This window comes from Telmatospirillum sp. J64-1 (assembly GCF_006980715.1).
Lineage (GTDB): Bacteria > Pseudomonadota > Alphaproteobacteria > Rhodospirillales > Magnetospirillaceae > Oleiliquidispirillum > Oleiliquidispirillum nitrogeniifigens.
In genome coordinates this window covers 47,692-64,979 of record NZ_SBHN01000007.1, presented here as the reverse complement: position 1 = coordinate 64,979, position 17,288 = coordinate 47,692, and the positions used below count along the sequence as shown (strand labels likewise).

At 64.9% G+C, this 17,288-nt stretch carries 13 protein-coding genes; 6 read left to right on the top strand and 7 right to left on the bottom strand.

What is annotated here, in order from left to right:
* Positions 1 to 97 precede the first annotated feature (97 nt).
* Both thyA and EPD66_RS08485 read left to right on the top strand, forming a co-directional pair.
* Positions 98 to 907: a thymidylate synthase gene (thyA, locus tag EPD66_RS08490; protein WP_142848070.1), complete on the top strand. Its 810-nt coding sequence runs from the start codon at positions 98 to 100 to the stop codon at positions 905 to 907.
* A 47-nt stretch (positions 908 to 954) separates the two neighbouring features.
* Positions 955 to 1,446, top strand: coding sequence for a dihydrofolate reductase (locus EPD66_RS08485; protein WP_142848069.1), 492 nt, complete (start codon positions 955 to 957; stop codon positions 1,444 to 1,446).
* On the opposite strand, the gene treY is transcribed toward EPD66_RS08485, so the two are convergent.
* The 6 genes from treY to EPD66_RS08455 form a co-directional block, all read right to left on the bottom strand.
* Positions 1,443 to 4,226, bottom strand: a complete 2,784-nt coding sequence (gene treY / locus EPD66_RS08480; protein WP_142848068.1) for a malto-oligosyltrehalose synthase — start codon at positions 4,224 to 4,226, stop codon at positions 1,443 to 1,445. The genes EPD66_RS08485 and treY overlap by 4 nt on opposite strands.
* Positions 4,219 to 6,351: a 4-alpha-glucanotransferase gene (gene malQ / locus EPD66_RS08475; RefSeq protein ID WP_142848067.1), complete on the bottom strand. Its 2,133-nt coding sequence runs from the start codon at positions 6,349 to 6,351 to the stop codon at positions 4,219 to 4,221. Before malQ ends, treY begins: the two co-directional genes overlap by 8 nt.
* A gap of 11 nt (positions 6,352 to 6,362) precedes the next feature.
* The gene (locus EPD66_RS08470) at positions 6,363 to 7,880 is read right to left on the bottom strand and encodes a putative maltokinase (protein WP_185961309.1); all 1,518 of its coding nucleotides are present in this window, start codon (positions 7,878 to 7,880) and stop codon (positions 6,363 to 6,365) included.
* Between the two features lie 129 nt (positions 7,881 to 8,009).
* Positions 8,010 to 9,323 (bottom strand): DUF4185 domain-containing protein, encoded by a 1,314-nt coding sequence (locus EPD66_RS08465; protein WP_185961308.1) that lies wholly within the window; start codon positions 9,321 to 9,323, stop codon positions 8,010 to 8,012.
* 38 nt (positions 9,324 to 9,361) lie between these two features.
* A complete protein-coding gene (locus EPD66_RS08460; protein ID WP_142848064.1) occupies positions 9,362 to 10,582 on the bottom strand; it encodes a glycosyltransferase family 87 protein in 1,221 nt (406 codons plus the stop codon).
* Entirely contained in the window at positions 10,579 to 12,285 is a 1,707-nt protein-coding gene (locus tag EPD66_RS08455; RefSeq protein ID WP_142848063.1) for a hypothetical protein, read from the bottom strand. Before EPD66_RS08455 ends, EPD66_RS08460 begins: the two co-directional genes overlap by 4 nt.
* Before the next feature lie 321 nt (positions 12,286 to 12,606).
* Here EPD66_RS08455 and EPD66_RS08450 point away from each other — a divergent pair, with 321 nt between their 5' ends.
* The 4 genes from EPD66_RS08450 to EPD66_RS08435 are packed head-to-tail and all read left to right on the top strand — an operon-like array spanning position 12,607 to position 16,572.
* Complete coding sequence (locus EPD66_RS08450) at positions 12,607 to 14,091, top strand: UbiA family prenyltransferase (RefSeq protein WP_255448419.1); 1,485 nt, start codon at positions 12,607 to 12,609, stop codon at positions 14,089 to 14,091.
* Complete coding sequence (locus tag EPD66_RS08445; protein WP_142848062.1) at positions 14,088 to 14,504, top strand: GtrA family protein; 417 nt, start codon at positions 14,088 to 14,090, stop codon at positions 14,502 to 14,504. Before EPD66_RS08450 ends, EPD66_RS08445 begins: the two co-directional genes overlap by 4 nt.
* Positions 14,501 to 15,823 (top strand): FAD-binding oxidoreductase, encoded by a 1,323-nt coding sequence (locus EPD66_RS08440; RefSeq protein WP_142848061.1) that lies wholly within the window; start codon positions 14,501 to 14,503, stop codon positions 15,821 to 15,823. Before EPD66_RS08445 ends, EPD66_RS08440 begins: the two co-directional genes overlap by 4 nt.
* Positions 15,820 to 16,572: an SDR family oxidoreductase gene (locus tag EPD66_RS08435; protein WP_142848060.1), complete on the top strand. Its 753-nt coding sequence runs from the start codon at positions 15,820 to 15,822 to the stop codon at positions 16,570 to 16,572. Before EPD66_RS08440 ends, EPD66_RS08435 begins: the two co-directional genes overlap by 4 nt.
* Before the next feature lie 195 nt (positions 16,573 to 16,767).
* On the opposite strand, the gene EPD66_RS08430 is transcribed toward EPD66_RS08435, so the two are convergent.
* Positions 16,768 to 17,271, bottom strand: coding sequence for a cupin domain-containing protein (locus EPD66_RS08430; protein WP_370511870.1), 504 nt, complete (start codon positions 17,269 to 17,271; stop codon positions 16,768 to 16,770).
* Positions 17,272 to 17,288: the final 17 nt, after the last annotated feature.

Here is a 17,288-nt window from a genome sequence, read left to right as displayed (position 1 = left end):
CCGTCAATCGCACGCTTCCCTCTCTTCCTGTCCGGACTGGATTTCTCCGCCCCGAGATGCGATACCCTGCGGACAGGCAGTATCCCGGAGAGAGACCATGACGGCACATCCTGAGCAACAGTACCTCGATCTGCTCGAGAAGCTGCTGAAGGAAGGCGTGCGCCGGGAGGACCGTACCGGGACGGGTACCTTGTCGATCTTCGGCCACCAGATGCGCTTCGACCTAGCCGAGGGCTTTCCGCTTCTCACGACCAAGCGCATCTTCTTCCGGGGCGCCGTCCACGAGATGATCTGGTTCCTCAGCGGCAGCACCAATATCGGCTATCTGCGCGAGAACGGCGTGACCATCTGGGACGAATGGGCTGACGAGCACGGCGAGCTCGGTCCCGTCTACGGCAAGCAGTGGCGCGCCTGGGAAACCGCCGACGGCCAAGTCGTCGACCAGATTTCGCAGCTGGTCGACGGGATCCGGAACAATCCGACCAGCCGCCGCCTGCTGTTCACCGGCTGGAATGTGGGCGAGTTGCACAAGATGGCCCTGCCGCCCTGCCACATGACCTATCAATATTACGTGGCGGACGGCAAGCTGTCCGGTTCCCTGTACCAGAGGAGCGCGGATTCCTTCCTGGGGCTGGGCTGGAACATCTGCGAGGCGGCGCTGCTGATCCATATGCTGGCGGACCAAACCGGGCTGGAGGTCGGCGAGCTTGTCTGGTTCGGCGCCGACGTCCACCTTTACCTGAACCATATCGAGCAGGCCAAGGAACAGCTCCGGCGCGAGCCGCGCCCCTTCCCGACGCTCTCGATCAAGCGCCGTCCGCCGTCCATCTTCGAGTATCGCTACGAGGATTTCGAGCTGACCGGCTACAATCCCTGGCCGAGCATCGCCGCCCCCGTCGCGGTTTGAATGGGGCGCGGTCTGACCGCCGGGACGCGGCTTATGAGGAACAGGCCATGAGCATTCTGTCGCTGATCGTCGCCGCCGCCGAGAATGGCGTCATCGGGCGCGGCAACCAATTGCCCTGGCATCTGCCCGGCGACCTGAAATGGTTCAAGGCCAAGACGCTGGGCAAGCCGGTGGTGATGGGCCGCAAGACCTTCCAGTCCATCGGCAAGCCCTTGCCGGGCCGTCCCAATATTGTCGTCACCCGCGACCGCTCCTTCGCCGCCGAAGGCATCACCGTCGCCCATTCCCTGCAGGACGGACTCCATCAGGCTGAATCCCTGCTGGATGGCGGGGACGAGGTGATGGTGATCGGCGGGGCGGAAATCTTCCGGGAATGCCTGCCCCTGGCGCGGCGCCTCTACCTGACGGAGGTCCATGCCGAGGTGGAGGGCGATGTCTACCTGCCGGAGATCGACCGCGGCCAGTGGCGCGAGACCTTCCGCGAGCGTCATGACGACGGCGCGCTGCCCTACAGCTTTGTGGTGCTGGAAAGGGCTTAGCGAAGGCCGTCCTCCATCCCGGCGGGGACCAGCAGGGCGACGGGGAAGCCGCCGAACAGGGCTTCGGCGCGCAGGCTTTCCCCCGATGCCGTGACGGTCTCGCCGGTGAAGAGGTTGTGCCAGCTTCCACCATGGCCTTCGGGCAGGGGCAGCGTCGTTTCGCCCCAGCCTTGTGCCTCCAGCCCCACGGGTAGCCGTGTCGTCGCCACCAGCATGGCCGCACTTTCGGTCTGGCGCAGGAAGGCGCAGGCATGGTCGGCTTTCGCGCCGCTGGCCTCGATGGGGTGGTAGCTGCCCTGGGCGAACAGGTCCGGATGGCGGCGGCGCAGATCCAGCGTGCGCAGGATCATGCCCAGCTTGGCCGCGCCGTCCTGCCAATGGGCCAGAAGGTCGGGCAGGGGAGAGGTGCCGATCCTTTCCAGCATGTCGATGCGTTTCCGGTAATCCACCGGGCGGCGGTTGTCGGGATCGACGAGGCTGAGGTCCCACAATTCTGCGCCCTGATAAATGTCGGGCACGCCCGGCACGGTCAGTTTCAGCAGGGTCTGGGTCAGGCTGTTGGTGACGCCAAGCTGGGCGACCCGCTCCTGGAAGGGCAGGAAGGCTTCCAGGAAGGCGTTGTGGCGCGACACGTCCAGGGCGTCGCGGATGAAGCCGTACATGGCCTCCTCATAGGCCATGTTGGGCGCGGCCCAGTTGCTGTGCAGCTTGGCCTCGCGCATGGATTTCATCATCGCGCCTTCGATGCGCTTCCCGAAATCCTCCATGGCCTCGGGCGAGGGGGTGCCGCTGCCGGTCAGCTCGGCGGGCCAGGCGCCCAGCAGCAATTGATAGAAGAGGTATTCGTCGTTGCGGTCGGGCGGGGCGGTGCCTTCCACGTCGCCCCGGCGGGCGCGCAGCAGGCGGCTCCAGGTGCTGACCTGGCGTTCCCATTCCTCGGGCATTTCCGACAGCACGTTGATGCGGGCGCGGGTATCCTCGCCGCGTTTGGTGTCATGGGTCGAGGAGCCGAGCATGTTGTGGGGCCAGCGCTTCAGGCGTTCGGCATTGGCGGCATGGAAGGCAGCGACGGACACGCCGAAATGATCGGGATGGCCGCCCACCTCGTTGAGCGAGACCAGCCGGTTGTAGCGGTAGAAGGCGGTGTCCTCCAGCCCCTTGGCCATGACCGGGCCGCTATATTGCTGCACCTTCATCGCCAGCCGCACCACCGCATGGCGGCTGTAGCCGCTGCGCGGTTCGCGTACCAGGTCGGTGGTCAGCAGGGCCTGCAGGAAATCGAAGGCGCTGGCATCGGCGGCGTTTTCCTCGCGCCTCGCCTGGGTGATGGCCCAGTCCAGGTCGCGCCGGTCGGCCTCGTCGGGGTCGCTGCCGTCGATATAGGTGCGATAGACGGGAAAGCGGGCGATGATCTCCTTCAGCGCCGTATGCAGGATATGGTTGGTGAAGTCGCAGCTTTTGCGGTTGCTGCGGGCGATACGGGCGGCATCGCGGGCCAGCACGTTCAATTCGCTGGCCATTTCGTTTTCCATGATGCGGATCTTGCAATCGCGCACGATGTCGGCGAAGTCGCGGTCCTGGCCGGTGAAGTCGGCATAGAAGCGGCTGAGCGGTTCCTCTCCCGCCGGATCGACCAGCAGCCCGCCCACCAGATTGGCGAAATCGTAGCCGGTGGTGCCGTCGATGGGCCAGTCCTCGCGCAGGCGCTCGTGGCGGGCGAGGATCTTCTCGACGACCAGATAGATGGGCCGGGGGGACTTCTCGATCAGGCTCTCGCAATACCGCTTGGGGTCGAGCAGGCCGTCGATATGGTCGATGCGCAGGCCGTCCAGCACCCCGTTCTCGATCAGCTTGAAGACCAGGATATGGGTCAGGTCGAACAGTTCCGGCTCTTCCATGCGCAGGCCGGCCAGGTCGTTGATGTTGAAGAAGCGGCGGTAGTTGATGTCGTCGGCGGCGACGCGGAAATAGGCGGCGCGCCAGTGCTGTTCCTGGATAAGGGCATCCAGCGCGTCGGGCTGCGCGTTGAAGGACTCCACGGCGGCGGCGACGGCCTGGGCGATGTCCTCGCTCTCTCTCGTCAGCTGCGCCAGCCGGGCCTTCAGATGGGCAGCATGGCGGTGAACATGGGGGCGATGGGTGGGCAGACCGGCGAATTCGTCGCCCAGGCGTTCCAGTTCGAGATGGGCATCGCCCAGGATGCGGGCGTAATGCAGCGGGCAGATGGGCATCTTGTGGGTGTCGTAGGCCCAGACGGCGAAGCTGCCGGCCTCGGCATCGTATTTCAGCTTCAGCTGCCCGGCATCGAGCACCGCGCCATACTGGTCGCCGAGAAAGGGCACCAGCAGCTTGCCGTGCAGATAGCGGCGGTCGGGCCCCCAGTCGATGTCGAAATAGCCGGCATAGGGCGAGTCCTGGCCCCATTCCAGCACGTCCAGCCACCACAGATTGTCGCTTCCGCCGACGCCCATATGGTTGGGCACGAAATCCAGGATCTGCCCCAGTCCTGCCCGCCGGAGCGCGGTGACGAAGGCCTCGTAATCCTCGGTGCCGCCGAGTTCGGGATTGAGGGCGTTGTGATCGACGATGTCGTAGCCGTGGCTGCTGCCGGGCCGGGCCTTGAGATAGGGCGAGGCATAGACATGGCTGACGCCCAGCCGGGCCAGATAGGGCGCCAGTTCGGCGGCGCGGCGGAAGCCGAAATCCTTGCTGAACTGAAGACGGTAGGTGGCGCGCGGGATCACCTTGCCCGCGCCTTGTTTGCCGGTTTTCTCAGTCATCGACCGCGCCCCGCTGCTGTTTCACCGCATCGATCAGCGCCGCGAAGCGCGCATCCTGGCCGATTTCCTCCAGGCTGCGGGACATCTTGCGCCGCCACACAGGATATTGGTGCGTCGCGCCCGGAATGTTCACCGGATCGGCCTCATCCGTCAGATCATCAAGCTGAATCATGGCGATTCCGGATCGGCTGCGTGCCAGAAAGGCGTGGATGGACATAGCCAATTTGTCGGTCATTTCCCTTTCGTCGCCCTGGGCGAGGCCTTCCTTCCGCAGGGCATCGAGCAGGCATTGGCGGTCGCGGCGGCGGCGTTCGTGCTGCCGTTCGGCTTCGTCCGCTTCGGGATAGAGGCCGAGCGCCGCCTTCTGGTCGATATCGCTGCCGTCCCACCAGCTGCGCAGGGTCGGCAAGTCGTGGCTGCCGATCGTCGCCAGGGACAGGACCGGATAATCCCGGGGCGGGACGAAGGCCCCGTTTTCGCCGTCCTGCTCGAAGAACAGCACGCGATAGGACAGGATATGCGCCTTGGCCATGCGCTCGCGGAAGCCTTCGGGCACCGTGCCCAGATCCTCGCCGACGACGATGCAGCGATGGCGCTGGCTCTCCAGGGCCAGGATGCCCAGCATGTCTTCCATCGGATAGGTGACATAGGCGCCCGCTTTCGGCGTCTCTCCCGCCGGTACCCAATAGGTATGCTGCAAGGCCATGGCATGGTCGATGCGCAGGCCCCCGGCATGGCGCATATTGGCGCGCACCAGGGCGATGAAACCGGCATAGCCCTCCTCGCGCAGGGCATGGGGATTGAAGGGCGGCAGCCCCCAATCCTGGCCCGCCGGATTGAAGATGTCGGGCGGCGCGCCGACATGGGCTCCGGCCAGGGCGACATGGGGATTGGACCAGGTTTCCGCGCCCGAAGTGTCCGCCCCCACCGCCAGGTCGCGATAGAGGCCGATCACCATTCCTTTCTCGCGGGCATGGGCGGCGGCCTGGGCCAGTTGCGTGTCGGCGATCCATTGGCACCAGGCCAGGAAGTCAATGCGCTGCCGGTGCCTAGCGGCGAAATCGGCAATGGCGGGCGAGGCATGGTCGCGGAAGTCCTCGGGCCAGTTCTGCCAGCCAGCCTTGTCCGGAGCCTGGGCCGACATATGCTCGCGCAGGGCCTGGAAGACGCATAATTGCTCCAGGGGGCGTCCCTGTTCCCGGCGGAAGGAGTCGAAGGCCGCTTGGCGCTCGGGCGGGGCATGACGGATGAAATGCTCGAACAGGGGTTCGAGGATGCGCAGCTTCAGTTCCGTGACGGCGTCGTAATCGACCAGCGGCGCGTCCTTGACCGCGGCCAGGAGGGCCTGAAAATCGTCGGACGCCATCAGCCTTTGCGCTTCCTCGCATTCCATGAAGTCCGGAATGGCGGTGTGATCGATGTAAAGGACGTTCAGGAACAGGCGGCTGGCCGGGGAATAAGGGCTGGCATGGTCGGGATTGTCCAAGAACATGGCGTGCAACGGGTTCAGCCCGATCACTGCGGCGCCACGATTGGCGGCGAGTTCGACCAGCGTCTTCAGTTCGGTGAAATCGCCGATGCCCCAGGCGGTGGCGGCGCGCAGCAGGTAAAGCTGGGCGGAAATGCCCCACAGGCGCTGCTTGCCTTCGGCGAAGCCATCGGGCAGCCAGCAGCGTTCCGGCGCGACGATCAGCGGCATTTCCGCTTGGTCCCCCGGCCATTCCACGACCAGAAGATGATAGCCGCAAGGTAGGGCGGCCTCGATGTCCAGGCGGTCGGAGAGGTCGTCCTCGCCGCTTTCCTCTCCGCCCTCTTCGAGCCGGACGGTCCAGCGCAGCCTGCCGTCTTTGCCGGGCAGGGAAAGGGGGATGGAGAAGGGCCGCGCCGTCTCGCGCAGCACCATGACCGGGGGCAGGGGGCGTGCGGCTTCGCGCGCCTCCAGTTCTTCCAGGGATTGCCGGGCGGCCTGTTCGTCTTCGGCCTTCAGCCCCATCACCGCCAGCAATTTTCGCTTGGTCTCGGCGGGCGTGGTGACGGTCTTGCCCATGGCATTGACGTATTCGGCTTCGATACCCATTCGCCCGGCCAGACGGTCCAGGGCGGTGGTCCCACCGCCATCTGCCATTCTGTATCTCCTCAAGGATTGCGGGTGGAAGACAGCAGGTCCAGGACTCCGCCCAGGGGAATGGGCAGCCAGTCCGGCCGGTTGGCCAATTCGTAGCCGACCTCGTACAGCGCCTTTTCCATCAGGAACAGACGCAGCAGGCTGGCGGCATCATCCGGGTCGGGGGGAAGGCTGGGGCAGGCATGGGCGGTGGCGCGATAGGCCGTCAGGAAAGCCGCGCATGCTTGGTCTTCCCAGCCTCGCGGCGTTTCGGGGACGCTGGCGGCGGCATAGGCGAAGGAACGCAGCATGCCGGCCACGTCGCGCAAGGGGCTGGATTTCGCCCGCCGTTCTTCCAGGGGGCGCATGGGTTCGCCTTCGAAATCGATGATGAAGGCGTCGTCGTCCGACACCAGAACCTGACCGAGATGGAAGTCCCCATGGATGCGGGTGCGGACGAAGCCGCCATGATCCAGCACTTCCCGCGAGAGCGCGGTGTCCTTGATCCAGTCCATGACCGCCTGGTCCTGGGACAGCAGGCGGTCGGCGGCGGCAGCGCTTTCGCCTGTCAGGTTCGGCCGCGCCTGACGCAGGGAGGAGAGGATGCGGCGGGCCATGGACCGGCAGCCCTCGTGCCAGTTCTGCAGGACGGCGCCATCCACGGCTTCGGGGCGGAAGGCCTCCGCCGCGCCGTCCTGGGCCAGGGCCAGATGCAATTCGGCAGTGCGCTGGCCCAGGCGTTCGATCCAGGCGGTCAGCCGGGCCTCGTCGGCAGGATCGGCCTCGCGCAAGCAGGCGAGGACATGGCTCCAGCCGTCGCCCTGGTTGGGCACCATCTGCTGCATGACGCACAACGTCACCGCTTCGCTCTCCGTTCCCGCCAGTTCGGCCCAGCCGAGCAGCGGCGGCGTATGGGCGTAATGGGCGGTTTCCGTCAGAAAGCGACCCATTTCCAGCTCGGGATGCAGGCCGGGTTCCAGCTTGCGCAGGGCCTTCAGGATGGCGACCTCGCCCACCCGCACCGAACAATTGGATTGTTCCGCCGCCATGAAATGGACCGGCGGCGGGCTGGGCAGGCTTTGCGCCAGCTTGTCGAAGGCGGCGGTATGATGGAAGGCGATGCCCTGGACCGAGCTGCCCCGGCGGATTGCCTCGACCAGCGTCGCCACCACCTGGGGCTCGGTCAGGGCGTCGCGCAGCAAGCCCGTCTGGCCGTCGCGGGTGATGGCGCACAGGGCGGAGGGGGATGATCGGGCCGTCCAGTCCTCGATCAGGGGCAGGAAATAGGTCTGGGCGGGAAGGCCCGGTGGGCACAGGTCGAGCAGGCAAAGCTCGATCTTGCCGCAGAGGGCGGGAAAGCGCCGGACTTCGCGGATCCGTACGACCGGACGCCCGGCATCCTTGGCGCCGTACCAGCGGCATTGCGCCACGTAGTCCGGCAGGATTTCCTGTTCCAGGCACTGTCGTACCGAGGCATCCAGGAGGGGAGAGGTGGTGCCGTCTTCCGCCGGCCAAACGATGGCGGATCCTAAGCCAGAAGTCGAAGCCATGGGCGGCGTTCCCCTGCCAGCAAGATTGACCGTTGCAGTCAACATGCCCGCCGCCCAAGGGTTCCTGCGCTGGCGCCGGTCCCTCCCCGAAAGAACGGGACCTAGCGCCAACGGGGGAGGAACGAGGTTTTAAGAGGGGCTCTTCTCGCTGTTGGAGGCCTGGTGCAGCGGATTGGCATCCGGCAGGTACAGGCGGGTCTTCATCAGCACCACGTTGTAGGGATTCCAGGTCGACATCAGGAAATAGATGTCGCTATGGCTGCCATGCTCCCCCCGGGCGAAGCGGGCGATCTGGAAGGGGGCATAGGGGTCGCCGGCCAGATCGGGCGTATGGGGATCGGAAATGGTCTGGCAGGTGACGCCGTCATTGGAGACCATCTGGATCATCGTTTCGCGGTTGTAGATGAAATCGCAGAAGGCGTTGTCTTCGCTGGCGTCGAACAGCACCTGGGATTCGGCCCAGGGACCCCAGGGCTGGTCGGCGGTGCGGAACAGGATCTGGCTCTTGGGATAGCCGCAATTGTACAGCATCACCCACTTGCCCAGATATTCGTTCCAGGTGACCGACAATTCGCCGACGCAGGGCTGGTCGAAGAGCGGGGCGCTGTCTTCTTCCAGATGGCTCCAGATGGGCGAGCCGGTGGCTTGGTCGAGGCCTGCGAAGTAGCGGATGGCGGCCTTGTCGTCCAATCCGTCGGTGGGCAGGGCGGCCAAGCGCACGTCGCTACGGCGGTAAAGGCCGCTGCCCCACAGCAGCACGGCATCTTCCATTTCCTCGGGCAGGCCCGCGACCTTCCGCGAGTCCACGGTGGCGGCGGCGGCATTGATGAAATGGCTGGTCGAGAGATCGTATTTCTTTTCGAAATCGGCTCCGCCATTGGTGGACTTGGCCAGCACCGAGCGGCCCATGGGGGTGTGCGGAGTCTTGTCGGAGGTGGCGATGACATACATGGCGCCATTGGCGCTGAAACCGGCCGTCGGCACCGAGAAGGGGCCGCCATCGACGGTGGGAATGGTCATCGGACGGAAGCCGCCATCGGCTTCGGTGGGGATGTCGAGGGCCAGGCAGTCTTCGGGGTTGGTGGTGTCGGAAAAGGCGACGATGTCGCGGTCGGGTTTGCGATCCAGTCCCGGCATGGCATGGGTATCGCCGAACAGCACGACCAGACGGCCGTCATGTTCGAACGAGGTCCCCAGGTCGGTGCCCCAGAACTTGTAGCGGCTTTCCGTCAGGTTGATGGTCGGCTCGCCGGTGGAACGGTCGATCTCGCCCGTGACCTGGCAGATCTTCCTGGTTTCCGTGCGGTCCACCATCACGTCCCCGGGGACGGAAAGCGCGGGCGCCTGTCCGGAGGCGGACGGCCCCGTGAGGGTGAGGAAAACGGCCGCGGTCATCAGGAGCCACGGCTTGCGGCGATTAGGCTGAGCGATGATCGTATCCATGATGGGATAGACCCTGGCCCATAAGTGATAACGAAACCTTAACTCAATCGTGTAGTCGCCGAAGGCGCGGAAGGCCCCCCATAAAGTTGGCCGCTGGCTTCCGGTACGGAGTGTCGCGGGGCTTCCGAGGGCGACCACGGATGGATGGGGCGCTGGCGCAGCAGGGCCACCAGGCAGAACAGAACCGCCCAGCCATAGACGGAACCGGCGGTGGCCTGCAGCCACCAGGGGGCGTTGAGCAGGCCGAGGATGATCGGCACCGGCGCCACCAGCAGAACGGCGGAGGCCAGCAGCAGCGGCGACAGGGGCAGCACGAAGAAGACCGGCAGCAGGAACATGGTGTAATGGACCCAGGCGATGGGCGAGGCCAGCAGCGCGCCGAGCAGTCCCAGGGCGCTGACATGCAGGGCCGAAAGCCGCCGCTTGCGCATCCATACCCACAACGCCAGGCCCGCCAGCAGCCCGACGCTCAGCACCGTTCCCATCACCGGCGAGCCCAGGCGCTGGGTCAGGCCGGACAGCGAGGCATTGGTCAGGAAGAGGGCGCGGTTGGCGTCGTTCAGGATCAGTTCGACCCATTGCTGGTAGACGGTGGGGCCGTAGAGGAAAAGCGGGATCAGGCTGAGGAAGAGGGCGGAGGCTCCGGCGGCGAAGACCGGGCGGTAATAGCCGGCCAGGAACAAGAGGGCAGGCCAGACCAGGAAGTTGGGCTTGACCGCGACCACCACGCCGATCAGCAGCCCGGCGAGGATGGGGCGGTTGCGGTCGAGCAGCAGCCAAGCCCCCACGGCGGCCAGGACCAGGGGAACATAGATCTGCCCCAGTACCAGCGTGTCCCAGAATCCCGCCAGGGCCAGCGCCCAGAGCATCGGCAGCAGGCCGTTCTTGGGGAAGTAGCGGCGGATCAGCAGGTAGACCGTCATGCCGTAGCAGGCGAAGGAAATCGCCCACCACAGGCGGAAGCCCTGATGCGGGTCGAGCTTGGCGAATTGCTCGAAGAAGGGCAGCGAGATCGGCGGGTTGAGATTGGGATTCCATGATTCGAACCCCGGCAGGACCACATGGAAGGTCAGGGGATAGACGCCATAGGGATTGTCCCCGTTGGCTGCCGCCTCGCCCGAGGCGAAGAAGGAGCCGTAATCCATCAGGCTCGGCCGGGGCAGGGCGAAACTCAGGCCGTAGACGATGATGGCCAGCAGGGCGGCGATGGCCAGCAGGCTCGGCACCCGTCCTTTCAACCAGGAAGGGATGGGGGTCATGGCTGCATCTCCGGGGACTGTCGGGAAAGGGATTGAGTGGTGGGGGCTTGGTCGTATTCCAACTCGATCAGCGAGAAGGTCTGGTGGCAGTGGACCTCGCGCAGGGGCTGGTCCTGTGGCCAGCGGTCGCACGGAATGTGGTAGCCGATGATGAAGACGCCGGGAATCGGCGGCGTGATGGTGTCGCGCTTCTCGGCGACCGGGCGGGCCTGATTGACCAGCCAGCGTGCATCCTGCGGCGTGTAGATCCGGGGGACGGGATTGAAGGAAACCTGGTTGAATTCTTTCAAGGAAGAAGAAAAGACCAGCGGGTTCTGTCCCCGGCGCGCGAAGATGTTCGGCACCAGCGCGTTCCGATGGATGGTCGCGTACAGGGTCGTGTGCTCGTGGGCGGGCTTGATGTAGCGCGTGGCGAACCAGTCCCCCAGCTCGAAGGGATGGCCCACCGCCGTGATGATCACGCTGCCCGGCGGCACCTTGTTGAGGGCGGTCAGGACCAGGTCGTAATGGCGTTCCTGTTCGCGCCAGTCGCTTATCAGGCCGACGCTGCGGATGCCGACGATGCCGACCAGCAGGATCGCCGCCACCCGTCCCAGGCCCTTGGCGTTCAGCGGCGGGTTGTGCTTTTCGGGATCCGCCGGGCGCAGGCTCGCCACCAGTATCAGGGCCACGGCGATGACGATGCGTGAATCCAGGAAGAACGAGCCCAGCAGCGTATAGGGCAGGCTCATGACCAGCAGGAAGTAGATGCCGGCGATGGTCAGCAGGATACCGTGGCAGGAGACGCGGCGCGAGACCAGGGCCAGCAGGATGAAGCCCCCTACCAGACCCAGCGTCAGGAAATCCAGCGGCGGATTGCCCGACGACAGGACGCGGGTGAAGGGCATGGCCTTGCCGAACAGGCTGAAATCGAAGCGCGGCACCGGGTCCAGCCCGCTGGAGGGGCTGAGGGCGAAGAAGATCACCAGCGCCGGCAGGAACTGCGCCGCCGACAGGGCAAGGCGCAGGGCGCCCCGGCTGAGGGTCTGCCGGTTCACGCCGTCGCGGCGCAGGCTGCGCCCGACCCGATGCAGTTCGATGGCGGCGATGGCGAAGCCGTAAAGGCCGAAGGACACCAGATGGGCCAGGAAGATCAGCAGCGCGAGCAACGTGCCCACGGCCAGTTGCAGCCCGCGCGACTGGTTTTCCAGATGGAACCAGGCTGCAAGCCCGCAAAGCAGCAGCGCCAACCCCAGGTCGTAGTTGAGGAAGCCCCAGAAGAACATCTCGTGATAGAGCAGGGTGGCGGCGAAAAGCGGCCAGATGCTGTAATGCCCCGTCAGCACGCGGTTCAGCGCATAGGCCCCGCCCAGGGTCAGGGCGAAGGTCAGCAGCAGCAGCGCCTTGCCCGCCGCCAGGATGCCCATCACCGGCATCATCAGCAGCAGCACCACATCGGCCAGCACATTGGGAATCAGGAAGCTGGTGACCTCGAAATGGGCCGGGAAGACGCTGGAGCTTTCGTAATTGCCGATGACATGAACCCGCGCCAGATGGTTGGCGTAATCGAAAAGGGGCGGCGTTTCGACCACCAGCACCGGCAGCGAGGCCAGCAGCAGGCACAGGACGAAACACAGATGGGCCACAGTGGCATTTTCCTGCGAGGAAGAGGTAACCGGCCGTTCCGAGCTGGCGACACGAATGATCCCTTCGCTAGCCGTCAAATCTCGTCTCCACATGGTGTCCATTGGGCATGATAGGCGTGAAATTCCGCCTCTCTGGCGGCAGGAGGCGCCCCTGAGGGTTTCATAAGCGGCTTCGGAGAGGATTGTACAATGCTGCGAAAGGACAGAAGGCGTGACCCAAGTGGATGGTGACGCTTTTCTTCACCTAAAGATGTAAGTCTAATTCTTTTGTGTTGCGCCGCAGCATCAGTAGGTAGAGAGCAGAAGGAGATGTTGAATCACAATTAGCGGGACCCAAAGTTAGCTCCTGATTTACCGCTGGGCACCATCATCTTTACTAGCTGATTAGGGGAACAGAGGGTGAAATTTGCAACAAATCTGAATCAAACACCTTCTGTCGCTCAATCGGAAGCGAGCGAACTTCCATTGGTCGTGGACCTGGACGGGACACTGACGCGCAGTGACCTTCTGGTTGAATCGTTTTTCCGCCTTCTTGCTCTTAACCCGCTCAGCTTTTTCAAGCTGCCGTTCTGGCTGATGAAGGGCAAGGCCGCCTTCAAGGCGAAGATCGCCGATCATGTGGTGCTCGATCTGCACCTGCTGCCCTTCAACGAGGAACTGGTCTGCTATATCCAGGCGGAGCGCGCGCGGGGACGCAAGATCTATCTCGCCTCGGCCTCCGACCGCCGCTATGTCGAGGCCCTGGCCGACCATCTGGGATTCTTCGACGGCGTTTTCGCTTCCGACGGCACCACCAATCTGGGCGGCAGTGAAAAGGCGCGTGTATTGTGCGAGACCTTCGGCGAGAAGGGTTTCGACTATGCCGCCAATGCCGAGGTGGACCTGAAGGTCTGGGAGAAATGCCGCCAGGCCATCCTGGTGGACGTGCCGCACCGGGTGCGGAAACTGGCGACCAAGCGCTGCGAGAATGTCCATGAGGTCTCGCCGCCGCGCACGCCCAAGCAATTGGTGCGCGGCTACATGAAGGCCATGCGCCTGCATCAATGGTTGAAGAACTCCCTGGTCTTCCTGCCGGCCCTGGCCAGTCACAGTTTCGATGCGGCGACGCTGGGCAATGCCTTCCTGGCCTTCCTCGCCTTCAGCCTGTGCGCGTCGAGCGTCTATCTTCTCAACGACCTGATCGACCTGCCCAACGACCGGGCCCATCCGACCAAGAAGAACCGTCCCTTCGCCTGCGGGGCGGTGCCGCTGTCCCACGGCATACTCCTGATACCCTTGCTCCTGATAGGAGCGGCAGCCATCGCGCTGTTCCTGCCCTTGGCCTTCGTCGCCATCCTGGCCGCCTATTACTGCACGACCTTGCTCTACTCGGTCCTGCTCAAGCAGAAGATCGTGGTGGATGTGCTGACGCTGGCCGGGCTCTATACGCTGCGCGTGCTGGCCGGGGCGGCGGCGACGGGAATCATGGTGTCGGAATGGCTGCTGGCCTTCTCGATGTTCCTGTTCCTCAGCCTGGCGCTGATCAAGCGCTACAGCGAACTGGTCGACCGCCTGCGCAGCAGCCGCAAGGGCAAGGCCGCCGGACGCGGATACGGCACCGACGACACCCCCATGGTCGGCGCGCTGGCCGGGGCCAGCGGCTTCGTCTCGGTGCTGGTCCTGGCACTTTATATTAATAGCCCCGACGTGGACCTGCTCTACAACCACCCGGAAGCCCTGTGGGCCATCGGCATCCTGATGCTCTACTGGGTCAGCCGCATCCTCATGCTCGCCCATCGCGGCGAGGTCCATGACGACCCGGTGGTCTTCGCCGTCAAGGACCGCATGAGCCTGCTGACGGTGGGGCTGGCCGGTGTGGCCGTGATCGTGGGGTCGCTGCCTTGAACAACCTTACCCTTGTCGGCCGCTACGTGCTGTTCGCGGTCATCGCCACCCTTGTCAATCTGGCGACCCAGCATCTCAGCCTCGCCACCTACAACGATCCCCATTTCGGCCTGCCTCTGGCCATGGTCGCCGGGACCGCCACCGGCTTGGTGGTGAAATACGTGCTGGATAAGCGCTGGATCTTCGGCGACATGTCCACCGGGCTTGCCACCCATTCGCGCAAATTCGGGCTCTACACCCTGATGGGGCTGTTCACCACGGCCATCTTCTGGGGCACGGAACTGACCTTCTATGCGGTGTTCCAGACGTCCCACATGCGCGACCTGGGGGCCATCATCGGCCTGTCCATCGGCTATGTGATGAAATACCGCCTGGACAAGCGCTTCGTCTTCGACCGCGAGCAGCTGACATGATGCTGTCCGGCTGGGGAAACTTTCCCCGTCTCGATTGCCGCGTGGCCGCCATGCGCGGCGTGGAGGACATCCGCGCCGTGCTGGACGAGGCGCCGCTGATCGCACGAGGCAATGGCCGGTCCTACGGCGACGCCGCCCTGCAGCCCCATCTGACCCTGCTCAGCCGCCATCTCGACCGCTTCCTCGCCTTCGATCCGGCGAATGGCCGGCTGACCTGCGAGGCCGGGGTGCGGCTGGAGACGATCCTGGAGGTCTTCGTGCCGCGCGGCTGGTTTCCGCCGGTCACGCCGGGCACCAAATTCGTCACCGTCGGCGGCATGATCGCATCCGACGTGCATGGCAAGAACCATCACGTCGCCGGATCCTTCGGCCGCCATGTGGAAAGCATGCGGGTGATGGTCGCCGATGGCCGCATCCTGGAATGCAGCCGCCAGGAACATGCCGATTTGTTCGCCGCCACCATCGGCGGCATGGGGCTGACCGGCATCATCCTGTCGGCCAGCTTCCGGCTGCTGCCCATCCAAAGCGCCTGGATCCGGCAGGAAACCATCCGCGCGACGACGCTGGAAGAGACGCTGGAGGCCTTCGAGGAATCGGCGGATTGGACCTATACCGTCAGCTGGATCGACTGCCTGCAAGGCGGCAAGTGCCAGGGCCGTTCGCTGCTGACGCGCGGCGAACATGCCATGCCCGACGAACTCCCCGCCGAGGTTGCGTCCCAGCCCTTGCAGCCCCGGCGCAAGCGCCTGAAGCGGGTGCCGATGGACTTTCCGTCCTGGGCGCTGAATTCCTGGTCGGTGCGGGCCTTCAACGCCTTGTATTACGGTGCCGCGCCGAAGACGGCGGCGCCGCGCATCGTCGATTACGACAGCTTCTTCTATCCCCTGGATGCCATCCTGGAATGGAACCGCATCTATGGCCGCCACGGCTTCACGCAATATCAATGCGTGTTGCCCAAGCAGGCCGGGCGCGAAGGGCTGCGGCGCCTGCTGAACACCATCCAGAAGACCGGCAGCGGCTCCTTCCTGGCGGTGCTGAAGCTGTTCGGCAAGCAGGACGACCTGATGTCCTTCCCCATGGAAGGCTATACCCTGGCCCTGGACTTTCCGTTGCGCGGGCCGACGCTCGGACTATTGCTGGAACTGGACGCCATCGTCGCCGATCATGGCGGACGCCTCTATCTCGCCAAGGACGCCCGCTCGACGCCGCATATGTTCCGCAAGGGCTATCCGGGGGTGGAACGGTTCCAGGAGATCCGCGCTCACTACGGCGCGCGCGGCAAGATGCAATCCCTCCAAGCGGAGCGACTAGACCTATGACTGCTTCAGTTGCGGGAAAGGACCCCGTTCTCGTTCTCGGTGCCATGTCCGATATCGGCCGCGCCATTGCCCAGGCCTATGCCGCCGAAGGCCATCCGCTGCACCTTGCCGCCCGCCATCCCGAGCGCCTGGAGACCGAGGCCGAGGACATTCGCATCCGCCACAATGTCGCCGTTGCCACCCATGCCTTCGACGTGCTGGACCTGGAGGGGCACGGCCCCTTCCTCGACGGCCTGGACCCTGCGCCTTCCGTCGTCGTCTGCGTGGTCGGGCTGCTGGGCGACCAGCAGCGTTCGGTCGAGGATCCGGCGGCGGCCGAACTGGTCATGCGCACCAATTACATCGGCCCCTCGCTGATTCTGGAAGCCGCCGCCAAGCGCCTGGAAAGGCGGGGGCAGGGCGTCCTTATCGGCGTCAGCTCCGTGGCGGGTGATCGTGGGCGCGGCTCGAATTACGTCTACGGCTCGGCCAAGGCAGGCTTCACCGCCTACCTGTCGGGGCTGCGCGCCCGCCTGTGCAAGAGCGGCCTGCGGGTGATCACCGTCAAGCCGGGCTTCGTGGATACCCGCATGACCGAAGGCATGGACCTGCCCAAACGCCTGACCGCCCAGCCCGAGGAAGTCGCCAAAGCCGTCATCGCCGCCCATCGCCAGGGCAGGGATGTGATCTATGTCCGCCCCATCTGGCGCATGATCATGACCGCGATCCGCGTCCTGCCGGAGCCGGTGTTCAAGCGGGTGAAGATTTAGAAGGGCGCTGTCCGATTCACTGGGGCTTTGGCATCACCGATTCCCCTCGTCATTCCCGCGAAAGCGGGAATCCACTCAAGCCGGTGTTTCGCGGATCGAGATGGACTCCCGCTTGCGCGGGAGTGACGGAGGAAAGAGGGACACGGGCCTTTGGCGGGTTCGGACAGGGCCCGGACAGCGGGAGTCAGGTCTTTCCTACGCCGTCAGTTTCCCGATCAGCTCGGCCTGGTCCGGCCAGCCGGCGAGCATGTCCTCGGCCTTGCCGTGGTCGTAATCGGCGAATTCGAAACCGGGGGCGACGGTGCAGCCGAGGAGGGCGAGGCGGCCGCCATCGACCAGCCGCGCCCCTTGCCAGACACCGGCCGGAACCACCACCTGGGGCGATTGGCCCGCTTCCAGGTCGGTGCCCAGGACGACGCGGCGGGAGGTGCCGTCCGGGTTCAGGTGCAACTGCTCCACCGGGTCGCCGAGATAGAAGTGGAAGACCTCGTCGCTTTTCAGGCGGTGCAGGTGAGAGAAGGTGCCCGGCGTCAGCAGGTAATAAATGGCGGTGCCGAAGGACCGCCGCCCGGTATAGCGCCCGGGCAGGGCACTCGGCTCGATCCCTTCCCCGGCCCGCCAGGTCTCGCGGAAGAAGCCGCCTTCCTCGGGATGGGGAACCAGATCGAGCAGGGCGATCACCTTTTCAGCCGTCAGCACGGGCATCTCCTCCCTTT

Coding starts and splice junctions, on each gene's coding strand:
- treY (WP_142848068.1), bottom strand. CDS start 4,226: ATGACTGAGAAAACCGGCAAACAAGGCGCGGGCAAGGTGATCCCGCGC.
- EPD66_RS08460 (WP_142848064.1), bottom strand. CDS start 10,582: ATGACCCCCATCCCTTCCTGGTTGAAAGGACGGGTGCCGAGCCTGCTG.
- thyA (WP_142848070.1), top strand. CDS start 98: ATGACGGCACATCCTGAGCAACAGTACCTCGATCTGCTCGAGAAGCTG.
- EPD66_RS08440 (WP_142848061.1), top strand. CDS start 14,501: ATGATGCTGTCCGGCTGGGGAAACTTTCCCCGTCTCGATTGCCGCGTG.
- EPD66_RS08465 (WP_185961308.1), bottom strand. CDS start 9,323: ATGGATACGATCATCGCTCAGCCTAATCGCCGCAAGCCGTGGCTCCTG.
- EPD66_RS08470 (WP_185961309.1), bottom strand. CDS start 7,880: ATGGCTTCGACTTCTGGCTTAGGATCCGCCATCGTTTGGCCGGCGGAA.
- EPD66_RS08435 (WP_142848060.1), top strand. CDS start 15,820: ATGACTGCTTCAGTTGCGGGAAAGGACCCCGTTCTCGTTCTCGGTGCC.
- malQ (WP_142848067.1), bottom strand. CDS start 6,351: ATGGCAGATGGCGGTGGGACCACCGCCCTGGACCGTCTGGCCGGGCGA.
- EPD66_RS08485 (WP_142848069.1), top strand. CDS start 955: ATGAGCATTCTGTCGCTGATCGTCGCCGCCGCCGAGAATGGCGTCATC.